This window comes from Flavobacteriales bacterium (genome assembly GCA_013001705.1).
Classification (GTDB): domain Bacteria; phylum Bacteroidota; class Bacteroidia; order Flavobacteriales_D; family JABDKJ01; genus JABDLZ01.
Genome location: JABDLZ010000230.1, coordinates 1 through 19,443, shown reverse-complemented (window position 1 = coordinate 19,443; position 19,443 = coordinate 1). Strand labels below are relative to the sequence as shown.

23 protein-coding genes are annotated in these 19,443 nt (G+C 50.2%); 13 read left to right on the top strand and 10 right to left on the bottom strand.

All coding sequences use genetic code 11. The annotated features are described in order from the left end of the window. Window positions 1-65: 65 nt before the first annotated feature. The gene (locus tag HKN79_09310) at window positions 66-1,529 is read right to left on the bottom strand and encodes a T9SS type A sorting domain-containing protein (protein NNC83765.1); all 1,464 of its coding nucleotides are present in this window, start codon (window positions 1,527-1,529) and stop codon (window positions 66-68) included. Window positions 1,530-1,614: 85 nt separating this feature from the next. Here HKN79_09310 and HKN79_09305 point away from each other — a divergent pair, with 85 nt between their 5' ends. From HKN79_09305 to HKN79_09285, 5 genes are read left to right on the top strand one after another with little or no spacing between them, the layout of a single operon-like run. Beyond that, the gene (locus HKN79_09305) at window positions 1,615-2,139 is read left to right on the top strand and encodes a hypothetical protein (protein NNC83764.1); all 525 of its coding nucleotides are present in this window, start codon (window positions 1,615-1,617) and stop codon (window positions 2,137-2,139) included. Continuing rightward, entirely contained in the window at window positions 2,139-2,486 is a 348-nt protein-coding gene (locus tag HKN79_09300; protein ID NNC83763.1) for a DUF4260 domain-containing protein, read from the top strand. The genes HKN79_09305 and HKN79_09300 overlap by 1 nt, the downstream gene beginning before the upstream one ends. 16 nt (window positions 2,487-2,502) lie before the next feature. Beyond that, window positions 2,503-3,321: a class I SAM-dependent methyltransferase gene (locus tag HKN79_09295; protein ID NNC83762.1), complete on the top strand. Its 819-nt coding sequence runs from the start codon at window positions 2,503-2,505 to the stop codon at window positions 3,319-3,321. Continuing rightward, on the top strand, window positions 3,318-3,749 hold the full coding sequence (locus tag HKN79_09290; GenBank protein ID NNC83761.1) for a VOC family protein: 432 nt from the start codon (window positions 3,318-3,320) through the stop codon (window positions 3,747-3,749). The genes HKN79_09295 and HKN79_09290 overlap by 4 nt, the downstream gene beginning before the upstream one ends. Continuing rightward, window positions 3,736-4,278 (top strand): putative metal-dependent hydrolase, encoded by a 543-nt coding sequence (locus HKN79_09285; GenBank protein ID NNC83760.1) that lies wholly within the window; start codon window positions 3,736-3,738, stop codon window positions 4,276-4,278. Before HKN79_09290 ends, HKN79_09285 begins: the two co-directional genes overlap by 14 nt. Window position 4,279: 1 nt before the next feature. Here HKN79_09285 and HKN79_09280 read toward each other — a convergent pair whose 3' ends face one another. Then, entirely contained in the window at window positions 4,280-5,752 is a 1,473-nt protein-coding gene (locus tag HKN79_09280) for a gamma-glutamyltranspeptidase (GenBank protein NNC83759.1), read from the bottom strand. 212 nt (window positions 5,753-5,964) lie between these two features. Then, the gene (locus HKN79_09275) at window positions 5,965-6,645 is read right to left on the bottom strand and encodes an SGNH/GDSL hydrolase family protein (protein NNC83758.1); all 681 of its coding nucleotides are present in this window, start codon (window positions 6,643-6,645) and stop codon (window positions 5,965-5,967) included. An 81-nt stretch (window positions 6,646-6,726) separates the two neighbouring features. On the opposite strand from HKN79_09275, the gene HKN79_09270 reads away from it, so the two are divergent. The 3 genes from HKN79_09270 to HKN79_09260 are packed head-to-tail and all read left to right on the top strand — an operon-like array spanning window position 6,727 to window position 8,905. Beyond that, window positions 6,727-6,900, top strand: a complete 174-nt coding sequence (locus tag HKN79_09270; GenBank protein ID NNC83757.1) for a Lacal_2735 family protein — start codon at window positions 6,727-6,729, stop codon at window positions 6,898-6,900. Window positions 6,901-6,928: 28 nt separating this feature from the next. Continuing rightward, complete coding sequence (gene proC / locus HKN79_09265) at window positions 6,929-7,726, top strand: pyrroline-5-carboxylate reductase (GenBank protein NNC83756.1); 798 nt, start codon at window positions 6,929-6,931, stop codon at window positions 7,724-7,726. Between the two features lie 3 nt (window positions 7,727-7,729). Next, window positions 7,730-8,905, top strand: a complete 1,176-nt coding sequence (locus tag HKN79_09260; GenBank protein NNC83755.1) for a DUF2029 domain-containing protein — start codon at window positions 7,730-7,732, stop codon at window positions 8,903-8,905. A 27-nt stretch (window positions 8,906-8,932) separates the two neighbouring features. Here the strand turns inward: HKN79_09260 and HKN79_09255 are convergent, their stop codons facing one another. The 6 genes from HKN79_09255 to HKN79_09230 all read right to left on the bottom strand — a co-directional run bounded on the left by HKN79_09255 (window position 8,933) and on the right by HKN79_09230 (window position 14,073). Continuing rightward, the gene (locus HKN79_09255) at window positions 8,933-10,996 is read right to left on the bottom strand and encodes a M13 family metallopeptidase (GenBank protein NNC83754.1); all 2,064 of its coding nucleotides are present in this window, start codon (window positions 10,994-10,996) and stop codon (window positions 8,933-8,935) included. Window positions 10,997-11,111: 115 nt separating this feature from the next. Then, window positions 11,112-12,065: a signal recognition particle-docking protein FtsY gene (gene ftsY, locus HKN79_09250; protein NNC83753.1), complete on the bottom strand. Its 954-nt coding sequence runs from the start codon at window positions 12,063-12,065 to the stop codon at window positions 11,112-11,114. 92 nt (window positions 12,066-12,157) lie between these two features. Next, window positions 12,158-12,313 carry a DUF4295 domain-containing protein gene (locus tag HKN79_09245; protein NNC83752.1) on the bottom strand — a complete coding sequence of 52 codons (156 nt, stop codon included), beginning with the start codon at window positions 12,311-12,313 and terminating at the stop codon, window positions 12,158-12,160. Window positions 12,314-12,320: 7 nt separating this feature from the next. Then, window positions 12,321-12,503 (bottom strand): 50S ribosomal protein L33, encoded by a 183-nt coding sequence (gene rpmG, locus HKN79_09240; protein ID NNC83751.1) that lies wholly within the window; start codon window positions 12,501-12,503, stop codon window positions 12,321-12,323. Window positions 12,504-12,508: 5 nt separating this feature from the next. Beyond that, complete coding sequence (locus HKN79_09235; protein NNC83750.1) at window positions 12,509-12,748, bottom strand: 50S ribosomal protein L28; 240 nt, start codon at window positions 12,746-12,748, stop codon at window positions 12,509-12,511. A gap of 80 nt (window positions 12,749-12,828) precedes the next feature. After that, window positions 12,829-14,073, bottom strand: a complete 1,245-nt coding sequence (locus HKN79_09230) for a competence/damage-inducible protein A (protein NNC83749.1) — start codon at window positions 14,071-14,073, stop codon at window positions 12,829-12,831. Between the two features lie 115 nt (window positions 14,074-14,188). On the opposite strand from HKN79_09230, the gene HKN79_09225 reads away from it, so the two are divergent. Together HKN79_09225 and HKN79_09220 are read left to right on the top strand one after the other, a co-directional pair. Continuing rightward, window positions 14,189-14,662, top strand: coding sequence for a DUF4112 domain-containing protein (locus tag HKN79_09225; GenBank protein NNC83748.1), 474 nt, complete (start codon window positions 14,189-14,191; stop codon window positions 14,660-14,662). A 41-nt stretch (window positions 14,663-14,703) separates the two neighbouring features. After that, the gene (locus HKN79_09220; GenBank protein NNC83747.1) at window positions 14,704-14,997 is read left to right on the top strand and encodes a hypothetical protein; all 294 of its coding nucleotides are present in this window, start codon (window positions 14,704-14,706) and stop codon (window positions 14,995-14,997) included. Between the two features lie 12 nt (window positions 14,998-15,009). On the opposite strand, the gene ychF is transcribed toward HKN79_09220, so the two are convergent. Further along, window positions 15,010-16,107: a redox-regulated ATPase YchF gene (gene ychF / locus HKN79_09215; protein ID NNC83746.1), complete on the bottom strand. Its 1,098-nt coding sequence runs from the start codon at window positions 16,105-16,107 to the stop codon at window positions 15,010-15,012. Between the two features lie 198 nt (window positions 16,108-16,305). Here ychF and HKN79_09210 point away from each other — a divergent pair, with 198 nt between their 5' ends. The 3 genes from HKN79_09210 to HKN79_09200 form a co-directional block, all read left to right on the top strand. Next, window positions 16,306-17,163: a transketolase gene (locus HKN79_09210; GenBank protein NNC83745.1), complete on the top strand. Its 858-nt coding sequence runs from the start codon at window positions 16,306-16,308 to the stop codon at window positions 17,161-17,163. 50 nt (window positions 17,164-17,213) lie between these two features. Then, a complete protein-coding gene (locus HKN79_09205; GenBank protein NNC83744.1) occupies window positions 17,214-18,587 on the top strand; it encodes a VWA domain-containing protein in 1,374 nt (457 codons plus the stop codon). Between the two features lie 24 nt (window positions 18,588-18,611). Beyond that, a partial coding sequence (locus HKN79_09200) for a transketolase family protein (GenBank protein NNC83743.1) occupies window positions 18,612-19,443 on the top strand: 832 nt, incomplete at its 3' end.

Below are 19,443 nucleotides of genomic sequence, written 5' to 3'. Positions count from 1 at the left end.
ATTGAGTATCGTGATGATGCTACGGGTGGTGAAGTGGATCAACTTGAGGGTCAGGGCCTGAGCGACTATTTCACGTGTATCAGTTCTTCACATCCTTCTGATCGGTCATCGATAGTGATGCATATGTGATAGAGACCGGGAGAGAGATTCTTTCCATTTGCTTCATTTTCCAAGTTCATTCTCTGCACACCGGACGACTCGACCACTTGCTGGGCCGTGTCGATCAGATTACCCGAGAGATCGAAGATCTCTACCAGCACGGATGATCCTGATCTTGCGGTGAATTGGAGCGAGAATGGCCCATCGGTCGGATTGGGATACAAGTCCAGACCACCTTCTTCATCGGCCTCGGATTCCTCTATTCCAGTGGAGGTGTCGAACAGGAATATCAAGGCATTGTCGATATAGGCCCGCCAGAATCCATAGCTGTGTCCTTCTGGGAACTCTTCATACAAATGATCATAGCCATCGGCCACTAAGAGCGGAACGAAGGCATCAACACTCTGATGAATGACCGAGATGTGGTCATAACTGCCGTGCAGCACATAGATCTTCAAGTCAAAGGGCTCGCTTGCATTCTCGAAACCATTGAGGATATCGGGTTCAGTATAGGGCGAGAAAGCAGCCACCTTGCCGAATACCTCTGGATGCTGCATTCCCAGCCAGATGGAGATATTTCCCCCACTGCTGGAACCCAGCACCGCATGGTTCTCAGCTCCGTCCAGGATCCGGTATTCCTGATCGGCCCAGCTCATCAGCTCATCTACGATGAAGGCTGTGAAGTCGGCCTGCTCGGATTCATGATACTCTTCCGTACGGTCGACCGGTGGTACGAAGATCCCGATCATCGGGGGTATGGATCCCTGATCGATGAGATAATCCAAGGTATTGTCCATCTGAGAGAAATCGATGTACTCCAATCCATCATGAACGAGGACCATGGGATAATCCTCTGTGCTCTGGTCATAGCCGGGTGGAAGGTATACCTTGACGGTACGGGTGTCATTCATATTGGTACTGGTGAATGAATGGGTCTCGACCGTGCCGTGGGGGATACTTGGATCATACTCGATCTCCACCGGAGGTTCGTACTCCGGCATGCGTAGTTCCGAGTTATTGCCAAAGCCACCCGGTGCATAGAAGGGATTCAAGGGGTCGAGGATCCAATTGGAGCCATTGAGTACGATCTTATAATCCAATCGTGCGGCATTGTCGAATGCCGCTGTGCGGTACCAGAAATCTGTTCCTGAAATGTTGGTCAGATTCTGACCGGCCGGATTCCAGCCCGTCCAATCTCCGGCCACCTGAGCGTTGCTCACATTCCCATTATAGATGATGTGCGCATAGCCATCCTCAGTGATCGGAAAGGACGAGGTATTGTTGAGTAGGCTATCCGTCTTCTCGCTGCGCTGGGACTCAGGAAGCCCGTTCACGTAGTCGATGAATTCATTGAAAGTCTGACCTTGAGCTGCCTGAAAGCCCATGGTCATGAACATCAGCAGGATGGATTCTATCACACGTATTCTCATGCCTCGAATATACAGCGCTCTATCCTGACCGGCCGCTCATCAAAAGGCTTTTGAAGAGTATGAGTGGCATATGTACATTCGATACATGAAACACATCCTACTTACCCTCTTCATCGTCAGCTCGATAGGCATATCCGCATCCGCAGGAAGCGATTCACTTTATCTGGATAAAGTACGCACCCTCGATGGCATCATCGAGAATCTATATGGGGTCATCTCCGGTGAGAAAGGTGCGGCACGCGACTGGGATCTCATGCGCTATCTCTTCCATCCCGATGCAAAACTGATTCCCTCTGGACATGATAAGGAAGGCAACATACAGGCCTGGTATCTCACCGTGGAGGATTATATCGAGAAATCAGGCCCTTGGCTCGTGGAGAAGGGATTCTTCGAGGAGGAGATCCATCGTGAAGTGGACACCTTCGGGATGATCACACAGGTATTCAGCACCTATGAGGCTTTCAATAGCCAAGCAGATGAAGCTCCCTTCATGCGCGGTATCAACAGCATCCAATTACTCAATGACGGAGAGCGCTGGTGGATACTCAATATATACTGGACCCAAGAGAGCAAGGAGCAGCAGATACCTGAAACCTATTTGCCCGAATGATGAAGAAGCTATTGAAATGGGAAGAAGCGGCCATGTTCGCCTTCTCCATCTACCTATTCTCAATGACCTCATTCCCTTGGTGGTATTTCCTTGTTCTTATCCTTCTTCCGGATATCGGGATGCTCGGTTATCTGATCGATTCTAATATTGGCGCATTCTCTTACAATCTGCTTCATCACAAGGGAATTGCCCTTGTACTATTGATCTGCGGATATCTCTGGGGAGTCCAATGGCTAGAAATTGCCGGCATCATTCTCTTTGGTCATTCAAGTCTGGACCGTATTCTGGGATATGGTCTTAAATTCCCATCGGGATTCAAAGACACCCACTTGGGACCCATCAGATAATTACATATCCTTCATCATGAGCTTATCAGAGAAGAATTCATACATCCTCGGTACTGACCAGGATGAACTTCATCGACTCGGTGTCCAGCATCAGGTGTGGTCCAGTGAGGCTTTGCGGGGATGGAATGCAGCAGGTTTCAAGCATGGGGACGTGCTGCTAGATCTGGGCTGTGGCCCGGGCTATTGTTCTCAAGAACTCGCCTATATCACCGGCAGGGAAGGCAAGGTGATAGGCATCGACCTCTCTGAAGGGTATATCGCACATCTCAATGAAGTCTCCCGCCTACATGGCCTACGCATCGAGACCATCTGCGCAGACTTTGCTGATATGCAATTGGAGACAGAGAGTCTGGATGGCATGTACTGCCGCTGGGCCCTGGCCTGGGTGCCGGATGCAGAAGGAATCTTGAAAAAGGTGCATCAGGCCTTGAGACCCGGGGGACGCATGGTCATCCATGAATACTACGATTGGTCCACCCATCAGACCACTCCTGAGATGCCTGACCTGAAGAAGGCAATTGCCGCTGCATTGCAGAGCTTCCAGGATTCTGAGGGAGAGATCGATGTCGGACGCTACCTTCCGGGCATACTGGAAGGCATGGACATGGATATCCTCTCCTATCGGCCCATGCAGAAAGTGGTCACTCCGCATGAATTCGAGTGGCAGTGGCCCAATTCCTTCTATCCCAACTATTTCCCACGGCTCGTGGACATGGGCTATCTCACATCTGAAGAGGCAGAACAAGCCATGGAGGATATGAAGCGCTTGAGCGAGACACCCGGAGCGAGTCTGTTCTGCCCGGCCATGGTGGAGATCATAGCTGAGAAGCGATGAGTGCTAAGCCGTTGAAGATCGACTTCTTGGATCATGTGGCTATACGGGTGAAAAGCTTGTCGAGATCCGCTGAGTGGTATGAAATGGTCTTAGGACTGCAGCGCTATGAGATACCGGAATGGGGCGCCTATCCCATCTTCATGTTGAGCGGACGATCCGGAGTGGCTCTCTTCCCTGCGCAGCTGGACCATCCCAAGTTGGATACGCATTCTCGGAACGTACGTATCGATCATTTCGCATTCCATGTGGATAGAGCGAATTATGAATTGGCGAAAGAACGATTCACTCAGAGCGGAATCCACTTCAAAGAGCATGACCACATTTATTTCAATTCGATCTATCTCCACGACCCCGATGGACATGAAGTGGAGTTGACCACCCTACAAGTTTCTCCAGAAAGATTCTATAAGACCGATGAAGGACATTGAAACACTCCGTTTCCCGGTAGGGAGATTCCAAATGCCCGGTGTGCTGAGCTCGGAACAGCGCAAGCAGATGACGGAGACCATCCGAGCATTTCCAGAAAAGCTGGAAGCGATGGTCTCAGGCCTTAGCGAAGAATTGGATTGGCGCTATCGGCCAGAGGGTTGGATGATAAGGCAGGTCGTGCATCACTGTGCAGACAGTCATATGAATGCCCTCATCCGTTTCAAGTTGACCCTGACCGAGGACTCTCCTACCATACGACCCTATTTCGAAGACCGCTGGGCCGAGCTTACAGACACGCTGGATGCTCCGATCCGGGAGTCGCTTGATATTCTGAAGGGTGTACATAGCCGATGGTCCAGATTGCTGGGTGGAATGAGCGATAGTGATTTTGCCAAGCATTATGTGCATCCGGAATACCAGAACACCTACACCTTGGATCAGGCCTTGGCCAACTACGATTGGCATTGCAAGCATCATGCGGCACATATCCAGCAAGCATTGGAACATAAAGGGGAATTCAACACTTGATTCAGAGCACCTTCGCTACCCCATACCTTCTCGGATCTCCGACTGCTTGAAGTCCGCCTGAGCCATCTGTGTAGATAGAATGAACTCCACCGAAGAAGAGCGAATGCTCGTCCCAACAGCGCTGGGTGCGGTCAGAGGCCACATCTTCCACTTGACTACCTGCCTCGAAGTGCAGTGTGCCCTCATGCCAATGCTGGCGTGGAAAGAGGGTAGCTTCTTCCAGAGAAAGACCGTGTGCAAATAGAGCTTCCATCACCTGATAGATCACATAGGGAATACGTCCTGCACCTCCAGAACCACCTACATAGCGCACCTGGCCTTCCAGGTCCCGGACCATGACCGGTGACATCATGGAATTGAGTCGCTGGTCCAGTGCCCAAGAATGCGCACCCTTGGGCAGGAGGAAAAGTTCTCCGAGCATGTTGTTCATCTGCATATCCGTACCCGGAATCCAATATCCGCTCCCCTCGCCTATACTCAATGTGAGACCGATGGCATTCCCTTGAGCATCGATGATGGAAAAATGACTGGTACCCTTGCTGGCCTCACCGGTACCTTGATAGCGGTAATCCAGATTTGGGAGCAATCGTTTCATCGTGCGGCCGATTCCCCCCTTCTCATGTATCTCCTCCTTGACCAGCCCCAGCAAGCTCGTAAGCCCTAGTCCATCTTGGTTGCGATGATGGTCGAGCAAGGCCATGATGGCTCCACCGTAGCTCGGTCCATTGGGTAGGCAAAGTTGATTCCCGTGATAGGGCATCAACATGGGTCGGCTCCAGCGTGCACGATAATTCTGGAAATCAGCTCGGGTCAGAAAACCTCCTCCTTCATAGATCGACCGACTCACTCTTTCACCTATCTCCCCGTGATAGAAACCCCGGTCTCCCTCTGAGGCGATGAAATCCAGAAAATCGGCCAGATGAGGATAGACCATGGTATCCCCCAGCTTCTTGGGCTCACCATCACGGAAGAAGATATCTTGGACTGATTCCTCTAGCTTGAAGATGTCTTGGAGAAGGGCCATATCTATCTCCCCGAATTCATTGACATGGACCCCCGCTTTAGAGACCGACTTGGCATGTTGCACCAATTCGGACATGGGCATGGTACCATATCTACGGTGTAGTTCCCCCAGACCCGCGATCACCCCCGGAACAGCAATGCTTGCCTTGCCGATGTGGAATATCTCCTGTTCGGTACCGAAATCTACAGTGACCGGCCTGAAATCGAGCTCGCGGTCCACGTCCTTGGCACGGGGAGTCTGAGTGAAGAAATCCAAAAGATGTGTGCCATGCGCGTTAGAGTGACACATCGCAAAGCCACCCGCTCCGGCCGAGCCCATGCATGGTTCTGCGGCAAAGAGCGTGAAGCAAGCTGAGATAGCCGCATCGAAGGCATTCCCTCCAGCACGGAGGATCTCTTCTGCCGATTCCAAAGTCGTTTCATGCCCTGCGGCTATGGCTCCTAGGCTCATGGGGCGAAGGAATGAAAATCAATGGGAGGAACCATGGAAGGGATGCATGAATGGATTAAGAGGACGTACTATTTAGCAGATTCTTCGTTCCGCTCCGCTACACTCTGAATGACCGTTGATTTGGAACTAGTTACCTCGATCAATCAGTCATTCAGACGAGGTGTAAGCGAGGAAGAGTCTGTATAATCAGCGTACAGGTGTTCTTGGACAGCTCATTTACCAAGGATGACCTCGACAACAGGCAAGACCTCCTCCACCCACAGACTATACTGGAAGCGGCTCGGATGCAGGTTATCTGGTGCGAGTGCATCGGGACCATCGCCCAATTGACGCGAGATCGTGGTGATATCGATAAATGGAATACCCCTATCGGTACATACCTGTAAGGCATAGGCATTATACATATCTATCTGCTCTCCTATCTGCTGCGCATTTCCCGATCCGAAAGGTGTGACCCCATAGTCGGGTATGGATACCACAAAGACTTGATCTGAACCACCAGCAAATGCAATCGCTTGGGAGAGCAGGGAGTCGAATTCCTGCTCATAGACCTCGAAAGGAATACTTTGGAATTGATTGTTGACCCCGATGAGCAGCGAGACCATATCGAAATCTTCCAAGGGAAGAGAATTGTCGATAGCATTCTGCAGATCGGTAGTGGTCCAGCCGGTCTGGGCGATGTACTTGAGCGAATCGACCGTAAAACCTCTTGCCGCTAGCGAATCCACCAGTTGGCCAGGCCAGCGGGCCTCGTACTCCACCCCTTGACCGATGGTATAGCTATCGCCCAAAGCCAGATAGCGATAGGAGGTCATCGGCAAACTGCCTTCTACCGACTGTTCGCAAGACGGCATGGCGATACCCAATATTAATCCGAGAAGCAGGAGTCTCATGACATGAAGAAAAGAAAAGCACGCGAAGCGCTGTCAAGAAGCCAATGAGCGAATCCAGTACTCTTGTAGGAAACAATGACCATGTTCGGATTATTCAAGTCGAAATCGCCTGCAGAGAAATTGCAGAAGAAGTATGAGAAATTAATGTCAGAGGCACACAAGCTCTCAGCCACAGATCGTAAGGCAGGTGATGCAAAATACCAAGAAGCGGAGAATGTAGCGAAAGAGATCGAGCGTTTGAAAATGATTTCATAAGAAGCTGTGTTGGCTTACATTAGCCCACATGAATAACAAACGCATCGCTGTTATCGGTTGTGGTAATCTGGGATCGGCCATCGTTCAGGGTCTGATCGATCATGCTGATGTATCCAATGAGAACATCACTGCTACCAAGCGACATATCGAGAGCATTCAACACTTCGCCACCGAAGGAGTCCGCATCACTTCTGATAACGCTAAGGCCATACAAGAAAGCGATATCATCCTGGTGGCGCTCAAACCCTACAACATCCTCGAAACCTTGCAGGAGGTGCAGCAGGAGATCGAACCCGGCAGGCATACCATCATCTCGCTTGCCACGGGCGTCTCTTTGGATGAACTGCATGGTGCTATCGGTCATCACGTGGAGATATTCAGGGCCATGCCCAATACAGCTGCCGATGTGAGCGAATCGGTGACCTGCATCTGTACGGATAGCACGGACAGTCAACGCTCCCAAGAGGTCGAGGAACTCTTCAACAGCATAGGCTCATCCATCTTCATCGAGGAGGAACTCATGGAGTCCGCCACGATACTCGGAGCATGCGGTATCGCCTATGTGCTCCGTTTTATGCGGGCCATGGTGCAGGGAGGAATAGAGATAGGTTTTGATGCGGATACGGCTACTCGCATCGTGAATCAGACGGTAAAAGGGGCCTCGGAATTACTCATACAACGGGACAGCCATCCCGAAGAGGAGATAGACAAGGTGACCACCCCCAAGGGTTGTACGATCACAGGTCTCAATCAAATGGAGCATCACGGCTTCAGTTCGGCCCTGATACAGGGTATCGTGGCTTCATTCAACAAGATCGATGATTGAGCCATGAGCTCGCTGAATCGCAGATCCATACTCCGATGGCTACTTCTGGTTGCGGTACTGGTATTCACCATCACGGTGGCCCATCGCAAAGGAAATGACATCAATGTCTACCTCCATGCAGCCGATCAACTATGGAACAGTGTCGATCCCTATATCAGCAATCCCTATAACCAGTATCTCTATGGTCCCTTCTTCGCACTGCTGCTGAAACCGCTTACGCTCTTAGGCTATCCGATAGCACGGGTGGTATGGGCACTACTTTGCATGGCGGCACTCTACCGATCATGGGACATCTTCAGAAAGGAGGTACTGGTACCGGCAGCCTTCTCAGAAAAGCTCATCTCCCGCATGGGACTGGTCCTTCTCCTGCTTAGTGTGAATGTATACATCCACAATCTGAATCTGGGTCAGGTCACCCTCCCCATGCTCTGGTGCATCATAGAAGGGATGTATCAGATACGGAAAAGCCGCCCTTGGCTAGGCTCCGCTATACTCGCATTTGGTATCAATCTGAAGATCCTGCCTTTGCTGGTGCTCTTCTATTATTTCCTGAATAGAAGATGGAAACCCATCATACTGACCATGGGAATACTAGTCCTCTTGCTTCTCATCCCAGCCCTTTTCATCGGATGGGAGGCCAACCTGGCTTTCCATGGTCATTGGTTGCAAATGATCAATCCGGTTGGGAAGAAATTCGGGGTGGAGATCAACGATGGTTGTGTGAGCATCAATTGCCTGATGAGCCGACTGCCCTTGTCCCTCGATGCGATGAAATGGTCGACCCTTGTCCTACGATTGATTGTAGTTGCCGTCATGACAATCTATTTCTTCCGTAGACGAAATATGGCACGGACATCTGTCCAGTATTGGAAGGATATCAGCATGCTCTTCTTGGTCATCCTCTTGGTCTTCCCGCATCAGATGAAATACAGCATGCTCTTCATCCTACCCACCGGTGCCTACCTGCTCTACAGATTCTATCAGCAAGGATCTCGATGGAAGGGAATCTATTACTTATCCGCCTTCTGTCTGGTAGTACCGGCCATCATGGGAAGGGATATCATCGGCAATTCAGCCACCGACTTTTTAGATACCATCGGCATATTGGGAATCATCAATGCGCTGCTCTTCGCCCTTCTTATTTCAGAGAAAGAAAAAGCCCCATCGGAGGTCCGATAGGGCTTTCTAAAATTTTTCTCTGGATCCTTACCAGATCTGCACGCGCTGTTCATCATCAAGGAACATCTCATCCCCTTCTTTAATATCAAAGGCTTCTTGGAAGGCCTTCATATTCATGATCGGCATATATCCACGATATTCTCCGGGTGAATGCGGATCGGTCTTGATGCGGTTCTTTAGGGCCTCTTCACGGATCAACTGACGCCAGATGGTCGCCCAGGAGATGAAGAAGCGTTGCTCCTGTGTGAAACCATCGATCTCACCCGGATCACCTTCCTCTGCCAGATGCATCTGTAGACCATCATAGGCGGAGAATACCCCTCCTAAGTCACCGATGTTCTCTCCTAAGGTATACTCCCCATTGAGATTGATGCCTGGTAGCGCTTCTACGCTATCGTATTGTGCAATGAGGTTCTTACCCAATTCCTTGAATCGTGTCTCGTCATCTTCGGTCCACCAATTGGTCAGGTTACCGTCTGCATCGAACTTGGCCCCTTGGTCATCAAAACCGTGAGAGACCTCGTGACCGATGACCGCTCCGATACCTCCATAGTTGACGGCCATATCGGCCTGATAGTTATAGAAAGGAGGCTGCAGGATAGCGGCCGGGAACACAATCTCATTGAATGTAGGATTGTAGTAGGCATTGACCGTCTGAGGGGGCATGAACCACTCGGTCTTGTCCACTTCCTTACCCAGCTTGGCCATACGTTCATCAAAGTTCCACTTGGTCACATTGAGCATATTGCCGAATAGAGTGCCTCCGTTGTCTACGGCTTCAATCTTCAAGTCGGAGTAGTCTTTCCACTTATCGGGGTATCCGATCTTGATCTGCAGCTTGTCGATCTTTGCGATGGCCTTATCCTGTGTCTCAGGCTCCATCCAATCGAGATTACGGATGCGCACCTTGTATGCTTCCAACACATTGCTCACCATCTTCTCAGCCTTGGCTTTAGCCTCGGGTGGGAATTTCTCATCGACATAGAGTTTACCCAGTGCTTCACCTACTGTGCGATTCAAGGTAGATAGCGCACGCTCTTCAGCAGGGCGTTGCTCTTTGGCACCGCGCAGTTCCTGACTGTAGAACTCCCAGTTGGCCCGCTCGATATCGGTGGTCAAGAAAGAGGCTGTACCATCGATCATGGTCCAACGCATGTAGTTCTTCCATTCCTCGATCTCACCTTCATTGAAAATCGCCTGTAGTGCCTTGAAATATTCAGGTTGCGTCACAACGATAGTATCCAGTTCACCCGCACCGATGGTCTTCAGATACATCTGCCAATCCACGCTGGGCACTATTTCCTCAAGCTGGGAGATGGCCATGGGGTTGTAGGTGTTATATGGATTCCTGCGATCTTCTTTGGTCAGCCTAGGCTCGGCCATACGCGTCTCAAAGGCAAGTACACGGGCGGCCCTATCATCGGCTTCTTCGGGAGAATGCCCGAGGAACTGGAGCATACGGGACACGTGCTTGACGTATTTCTCACGCTTCTCCTTGCTATCCTCATCATCGCCTACATAATACTCCCGTTCCGGCAGTCCGAGGGGACCGGCACCGAGATAGGCGGTATTCATCTTACTGTTCTTCAGATCGGTGTAGACATATGTACCTAGGAATCCGATACCTCCGTAAGGTTCCATCTCGGCCATCAAAGCGTTTAGATCCTCCATGGACTGAACGGCATCTATCTTATCCAGATAGGGCGTGATAGGGTCAACTCCGGCCGCATTCCGGGAGTTGGAGTCCAATACCGAACGGAATACCTGGATGGCCTTCCACTGGTCGGTGCCTTCTGCATAGTCGCCACTGTCGCTGGCCTTTTTGAGAATGGCCAATGCATCATCATCGGTCATCTTGCGGAGCTCATCGAAACTCCCCCATCGCGTACGATCATCGGGAATCTCGGCCGTCTCCAGCCATTTACCATTGACAAAGCGATAGAAATCGTCCTGCGGACGGATGGTGGTGTCCATGTATTCGAGGACCACACCGGGTACAGCTGTATCTGTATTCGTCATTTCTGTGTTCTGATTATCCTGTGCGCATGATATCAATGTGATCACCGCCAGTGTGAGGATATAGTACTTCATTGATCGGGTTATGGATTTGCGCGACAAAGATGTGATTCTCTGACATATAGCCAGCGATCATCTGTGTCAATGCGCTCTCGTATGGATGGATGTACCTGGAACGGTACGAGCGGAATCATTCTCCAAAGAGGGAGTCCACGAATTCCCTCCGGTGGAATACCTGCAGATCCTCCATACCCTCACCTACCCCGATGTATTTGACCGGGATCTTGAATTCATCGGAAATACCGATGACCACACCCCCTTTGGCCGTGCCATCGAGTTTGGTGACGGCCAGGGCCGTGATGTCCGTAGCTGCGGAGAATTGTTTGGCCTGCTCGAAGGCATTCTGACCGGTAGAACCATCCAATACGAGGAGTATCTCATGTGGAGCCTCACTCACATGTTTCTGCATCACGGTCTTGATCTTGGTCAATTCGTTCATGAGATTCACCTTGTTATGGAGACGTCCGGCTGTATCGATGATGCAGATGTCAGCCCCTTGAGCCACGGCACTTTGTACGGTGTCAAAGGCCACCGAGGCTGGATCGGCACCCATACCCTGATTAATGACAGGCACATCCACCCGTTCTCCCCATATCTTCAATTGATCGACCGCTGCTGCGCGGAAGGTATCAGCCGCACCCAGTACCACCGACTTGCCTTGTTGCTTGAACTGATGGGCAAGCTTACCTATGGTGGTGGTCTTTCCTACTCCGTTCACCCCTACGACCATGATGACGTAGGGCTTCACCTCGCTGGTATCTATCTGTTTGGTGGAGTCATCCGAACCGGACTCCTCGAGCAACTGGGCGATCTCATCGCGTAGGATCTCGTTGAGTTCGTCCGTACCGACATACTTATCTCGGGCCACTCGTTCTTCGATACGGTCAATGATCTTGAGTGTGGTACTGACGCCTACATCGGAAGTGACCAGCACTTCTTCCAGATCATCAAGCACCTCAGCGTCCACCTTGCTCTTCCCAGCCACGGCTCGGGCCAGTTTGGACATGATGCCTGTCTTGGACTTGTTCAGTCCTTCATCCAGTTTTTCTTTTTTCTCTTTGGAGAATAATCCGAATAATGCCATAAACGATGTGGTGGGTGGATTTGAGGAATTCAAAGAAACAAAAAAGGCTTCCTGTTGAGAGGAAGCCTATAATACCTTGTCAGCAGTACCGATCAATTGTCGGACAACCAGTTCTTGACGTTCTCATTGTGCACGATGGCTTCTTTGAACGTGTATGCACCGCTCTTCTCTGAACGGACCATCTTGATGACCTTGGTGAACTGCTTACCACCTCCGGTCTGTAGTGTTGCTACTGTCTTCTTTGCCATGACCTGATTATTTTATCTCCTTGTGGATGGTGTATTTCCTCAGGATAGGATTGTACTTCTTGATCTCCATTCTGTCTGGAGTGTTCTTCTTGTTCTTGGTAGTGATGTACCTGGACGTGCCTGGCTGGCCGCTGTCCTTGTGCTCGGTGCACTCTAGGATCACTTGAACTCTGTTTCCCTTCTTAGCCATGATTATCAGCCTTTATAGTATCCTTTTTCCTTGGCACGCTCGATAGCCGCTTTGATACCGATCTTGTTGATGGTCTTCAAAGCAGAGGTCGAGATCCGTAGAGAGACCCATTTGTTGTCCTCAGGGATGTAGAATTTCTTATCGATGAGGTTGGGGTAGAAACGTCTCTTCGTTCTCCTTTTGGAGTGTGAGACATTGTTTCCCACCATCATCTTCTTTCCGGTCAATTGACATACACGTGCCATGGTCCTCGATTTTTTGGGAGTGCAAAGAAAAGAATTTTATCTGTTCGCTACAACGTATTTTTCGATGTATGAAGTGAACATCAGACTGTCAATAGCTGTTTGCGCAATTCATTGAGTGCTGTGAGGGCGGTCATGCGGATATTATTCCTGCGATTTCGCCCGAACTGGAAGCACTTGGTGACCAGGCCTTCTTTGGTACCCACGCTCATCCAAACGGTACCTACCGGCTTGTCTTCCGTTCCGCCATCCGGGCCAGCGATCCCTGAGACCGCGATGGTATAATCCGTATCGAAATGCAAGAAGACCCCGTTGGCCATATCCTCTACCACCTCTTGGCTCACTGCTCCTCTGTCCAGAATGACCTGAGCATCTACATCCAGGATCTCACTCTTGGATTTATAGCTGTACGTGCAGAAAGACCCTTCATAGTACCTCGAACTGCCTGGAACGGTGGTCAGGAGGTGGGCTATATATCCACCGGTGCAACTTTCAGCGGTGGCGATGGTGCGTTTCTTCTCTACCATCAATCGACCCACGACCTGTTCTAGTTTTTCCTCATTGTATCCATAGACGAGCTCGGGAATCAAAGTTTCCAGCTCCTTGGCCTTACGCATGACCTTTTCTTTTAAGACCTCCTTATCGGGTCCATATGCACTCAGTCGCATCTTGACGATTCCTAATGACGGCAGATAGGCCAGCCGTACATCTTCTTCTTCCAAACTGGCCTCCCAGTCCTGCACTCTATGCGCAATGAAGGATTCTCCTTCCCCAAAGGTCATGAGCGTATGATGAAATACAGGAGAAGTCTCAAAATGCTCTGCGATCATATCGAGGAATCCGGTCACCATGAGGTGCTTCATCTCATAGGGCACCCCGGGCATAGAGATGACCACTTTACCGTTCTTCTCGAACCACATCCCACTGGCCGATCCTTTGAAGTTCCTGACTATACGGGCCGATTTGGGCAATAGGGCTTGATCCCTGTTCATAGGAAGGAGCCTTTTTCCCTTGGAAGAGAAATAGCTACTGATGCCTTCGAGGACTTCATCGTGCATGACCAACTCATCCTCGAAGTACTCTGTCAAGGTCATCTTGGTCACATCATCATTGGTAGGCCCCAGGCCACCGGTCATCAATACCAGATCGACCCGTGCATGGGATTCTTCGAGGGCTTGAATGATGTCCTCAGGTGTATCTGCAATGGTGGTCACGCGACCCACCTTCACACCTAGCTTATTGAGCTCTTGGGCCATCCATGCGGAATTGGTATCCACAGTCTGTCCGATCAATATCTCATCTCCTATTGTGACTATCTCTGCTGTCATGGCCGGCAAAATTACAATGGAAAGCCTTGCGTTACATGTAAAAGAAGGACCGCTTCGTGTCACTCTACGTCCACTGGCACGTCTATTGTGGTCGAATTCTCGTTAAGAAAAGGAAATGAGAAGCAGAAGCGTAGGTACAGACACAGAGCAAAAACTCGAATTAGGGGTCCTTCAGCGCTATGCTGATCTATTGGATTCCAGCATACGGATACCGGGCACTCAATGGACTATCGGACTCGACCCGATCATAGGCCTGATCCCTGTCGTGGGTGATCTTGCAGGCTATCTGTTCAGCATATTGATCCTTTTCAAATGCTACAAACTTGGAGCGAGTAAAATGCTCATCCTCAAGATGTTCGGCAATATCACCCTGGATGCGACAATCGGTTCCATACCGATACTGGGTCTCTTCTTTGATTTCGCTTACAAGAGCAATGAGCGGAATCTCCGACTCTTCAAAGAGTATCATACCCAAGGAAAGCACCGAGAGAGCACCCTCCCATTCTTCCTAGGGCTTTTCATCTTGACCACCCTATTTGTCATCATGGTCATCTATCTCTTGGTCCAACTCTATGCTTGGATATTCTGATCGGCATTGGAATTGATATATTCACCTCTAAAGACACCCCCATGAAACACCTACTTACTTTGATGCTCTTACTCGGAAGCGCGACCATTGCCCATGCTCAAAAAGGCATAGTCATCGGTGAGTATGAGATGAAGATCGAGTGGCCCAAGGATCAACTGGAAAGTCTAGAGAACCCACTGGCCTCTACAGATTGCGATCGTCCTGAGATCAATTGGATCTTCGTTGACAAGCAATTCTCGGGTGGCGAGAATGGGGTCATCGAACGTACTTGGATGGCAGAGGATGCTTGCGGGAACAAGGCCTCTACAGTGCAATATATCGTGCTGAAAGAATAGCGTCTCAGGACTTCAGACGTTGAATCTGAAATGCATCACATCCCCATCTTTCACCACATACTCCTTGCCTTCTATTCCCATCTTACCCGCCTCTTTTACAGCAGGTTCTGACCCGTAATTGATGTAATCATCAAAGGCTATGACCTCGGCTCGAATAAAGCCTTTCTCGAAATCAGTGTGGATCACACCGGCTGCCTGTGGGGCTTTGGTCCCTTTGCGTATGGTCCAGGCACGAACTTCTATCTCTCCTGCAGTGAAATAGGTCTCCAGATCGAGCAATCGATATGCAGATGTGATCAGTCGATTCACTCCGGCCTCTTCCAGACCCAGATCATCTAAGAACTCCTTCTTATCCTCGTAGCTGTCCAATTCTGCGATATCCGCTTCTATCCCCACTCCGAGTATCAGTACCTCTGCATTCTCATCCTTGACCGCTTCCATTACAGCAGCCGTGTGAGCATTTCCTGAAACCACTGCACTTTCATCCACATTGCAGACATAAAGCACCGGTTTGTTGGTCAGTAATTGTACATCATGTACGAGTTCTTCTTCGGCTTCATTCAAGTCCACGGTACGGGCCGACTTGCCTTGCAGCAACGTATCCCTCCATTTCTCCAGCACGGCCATTCGGGCTGACATCTTCTTATCTCCAGCATTGGCTGCTCTGGAGCAGGATTGGATCTGCTTCTCCACGGATTCCAGATCCTTGAGTTGTAGCTCAGTATCGATGACCTCTTTATCACGCACGGGATCTACGCTGCCATCTACATGCACTACGTTGCCATCCTCAAAACAGCGGAGCACATGGATTATGGCGTTGGTCTCTCGGATATTCCCAAGGAATTGATTTCCAAGTCCTTCCCCTTTGCTCGCTCCCTTCACGAGACCAGCAATGTCCACGATCTCTATGGTGGTGGGCATGACCCGTTCCGGATTCACAAGTTCTGCTAGTTGGGTGATACGCTCATCAGGGACGGTAATGACACCCACATTGGGCTCGATGGTACAGAAAGGGAAATTGGCCGCTTGGGCCTTAGCATTGCTGAAGCAGTTGAAGAGAGTGGATTTTCCAACGTTGGGCAGACCAACGATTCCGCATTGAAGGGCCATGAATAGATCTTTTTGGGGCGACAAATGTAGCCTATTCGGACTCCCGTCATACACCGATCAGGAAAGGCCTTCTCCGAGCTACGGCCGTTATCAACAATGTCACCACTGTTTTTCACACATTCTTCGTGGTCGTAGGCATATCCCTTTCTTTGCCCTTTAAATCCGCACATGGAGGAAATTGCTATACCTAGCCGCACGATGGAAAGAAAACTCGACAACAAAGAGCTTGAACGGATTGCCTCCCAAGTAAGGAGGGATATTGTACGAATGGTCCATGCCGTGTCTTCTGGACATCCTGGCGGCTCCTTAGGCTGTACAGATTTCTTTGTGTCCTTGTACTTCAATATCATGGAGCACAATTCGGATTTCAAGATGAACGGTAAGGGTGAGGATGTTTTCTTCCTTTCCAACGGGCACATCTCACCGGTCTGGTACTCGGTGCTAGCGCGAAGCGGATATTTCCCCGTGGAGGAATTGAACACATTCCGCAAGCTCGATTCCCGATTGCAGGGCCACCCGGCCACCGAAGAAGGTCTACCCGGAATACGAGTGGCCTCTGGCAGTTTGGGACAAGGGCTCTCGGTCGCCTGTGGAGTCGCTCAAGCAAAAAAATTGGATGGTGACCCGCATCTGGTGTATTCCTTACACGGAGATGGAGAACTACAAGAAGGCCAGATTTGGGAAGCAGCCATGTATGCAGCCCATCATGGTATCGATAATCTGATCTCTACCGTGGACTACAATGGTCGACAGATAGATGGAGATGTGGATGATGTGATGGAATTGGGCGATCTACGGGCCAAATGGGAGTCTTTTGGATGGATGTGCCTGGAAATGGATGGTCATGATTTTGACAACATCCACGACACCATGGCTGCTGCCAAGCTCAAGAGCGGGAATGGTCGTCCCATTTGCATCCTCATGAGCACCGAGATGGGAAAAGGTGTGGATTTCATGATGGGAACTCACAAGTGGCACGGAGTGGCTCCCAATGATGAGCAACTTGAAGAAGCCTTGAGCCAATTGGAAGAAACACTGGGTGATTACCCGGCCTGATCGAACATGGAGCGGTTCACTTGGCACCTTCCTTGTTATTCACCCTTTTGATGAAAATTAAAGGACAATCCCTGAAGAACCTCTTTGTGGTTCTGATCTGCATGGGGCTGACGCAGGTATCCATTTCTCAAGAACTCACACGCATACTCTTCGTGCTCGATGCTTCTAACAGTATGAATGGTAGATGGCAGAGCCAGACCAAGATGGATATCGCCACGGATCTTCTTAAGGAAAGCCTCGATGAATTGAAAGGCACCCCCGATCTGGAACTGGCCCTCAGGGCCTATGGTCACGGCAGCTCTATAGCCACTGCCGAGCAGAATTGCGATGACACGGAACTATTGGTCCCCTTCGGCCCGTATCGATTCAGTCAGATCGATGAAGCGTTGGAGGAGATAGAACCCCAAGGAACCACTCCTATCGCCCGCAGTTTGGAGCGAGCAGCTGAGGATTTCCCAGATGCCGAAGCCCGGAATGTGATCATACTGATCACCGATGGGATCGAAGCCTGTGACGAAGATCCCTGTGCCGTTTCCCTCGCTCTTCAACGAAAGAAAGTGATCCTCAAACCCTTCATCATTGGTATCGGCATGGAGAATGTGGATACCACCCCCTTTGAGTGTATCGGTAATTTCTTCGATGCCAGCAGCGAAGAGACTTTTGAAAAGGTATTGCAGGTGGTCATCAGCCAAGCCCTGAATAATACCACCGTTCAGGTCGACCTATTGGATGCCCAACTGGAACCCACCGTGACCAACGTCCCTCTTACCTTTTCCGATAGCAATACCGGTAAGATCCTGTATCAGTTCATCCATACTATGAACAAAGCCGGAAACCCGGATACCTTGCCCTTGGACCCGGTCTACACCTACGATATAATCGCCCACACCTTACCTCCACAGAAAGTGGATTTCCAGCCGATCGTCCCCGGTGAGCACACGACTATCACTTTAGAGGCTCCCATCGGAGAACTCGACCTCAAGATGGAAGGACGGAATGCCTATAAAGACCTCAAATGCCTGATACGTGGTTCTGGATTACAGGAATTGGTCAATGTACAGGACTTCAATACGAGTGAGAGCTACATACAGGGCATGTATGACCTCGAAGTACTTACCCTGCCTCGAACGCGCATCCCGAATGTGAGGATCACTGCAGACAAAAGCACACCGATCGCAATTCCTACACCTGGAGTGCTCAATCTCATTCTTCCCTCTATCGGATATGGATGTATCCAGCAGGTGAAAGGAAATACATTGGAGTGGGTCTGCAACCTGGACGGTACAGATACCCAACAGCAATTCGTCCTTCAACCCGGTCATTACCGGGTACTTTACCGCTCAAGAAAATCTAAACAAGCCATCTACACCTTGGAACGCGAATTCAAAATAGAGTCAGAGAGCTCTGTTCAAATCCGTTTCTGAACACATCGATTAAACCTCTAGACCATGATCATAGACGTCACCGAAAAGAAAGACACCCGTTCAGGATTCGGCCAAGGCCTTCTGGAATTGGGAGAATCCAATGACCAGGTAGTAGCCCTCTGTGCTGACCTTACAGGATCGCTCAAGATGAATGCCTTCCAGGATGCTTTTCCTGAGCGTTTCTTCCAAGTAGGGATTGCAGAAGCCAATATGATGGGTGTTGCAGCCGGACTATCCATAGGAGGTAAGATCCCATTCACAGGGACCTTTGCCAATTTCTCTACAGGTCGGGTCTACGATCAGATCAGACAATCCATAGCCTACTCGGAGAAGAATGTCAAGATCTGTGCATCACATGCTGGACTCACCCTTGGTGAAGATGGAGCCACCCACCAGATACTCGAGGACATCGGTATGATGAAGATGCTCCCTAATATGACCGTGATCGTCCCCTGCGACTACAACCAGACCCGCTTGGCCACCTTGGCTTTGGCCGATCATCATGGTCCCGCCTATCTCCGATTCGGCCGCCCCAAGTGGCCCGTGTTCACCTCTCCCGATCAAGACTTCGTGATAGGCAAGGCACAGAAGATGACCAGCGGATCGGATGTGACCATCATCGCTACAGGCCATCTGGTATGGAAATCATTGGAGGCTTCTGAGAAGTTGAGCGAAAAAGGGATCTCTTGTGAGGTCATCAATATGCATACGATCAAACCTTTGGACGAAGAGGCGGTCATAGACTCAGTGAACAAGACTGGATGTGTGGTCACGGCTGAAGAGCATCAACGCAATGGCGGACTAGGAGACAGTATCGCGCAATTACTTGCACTGCGAAAGCCGAGTCCTATGGAAA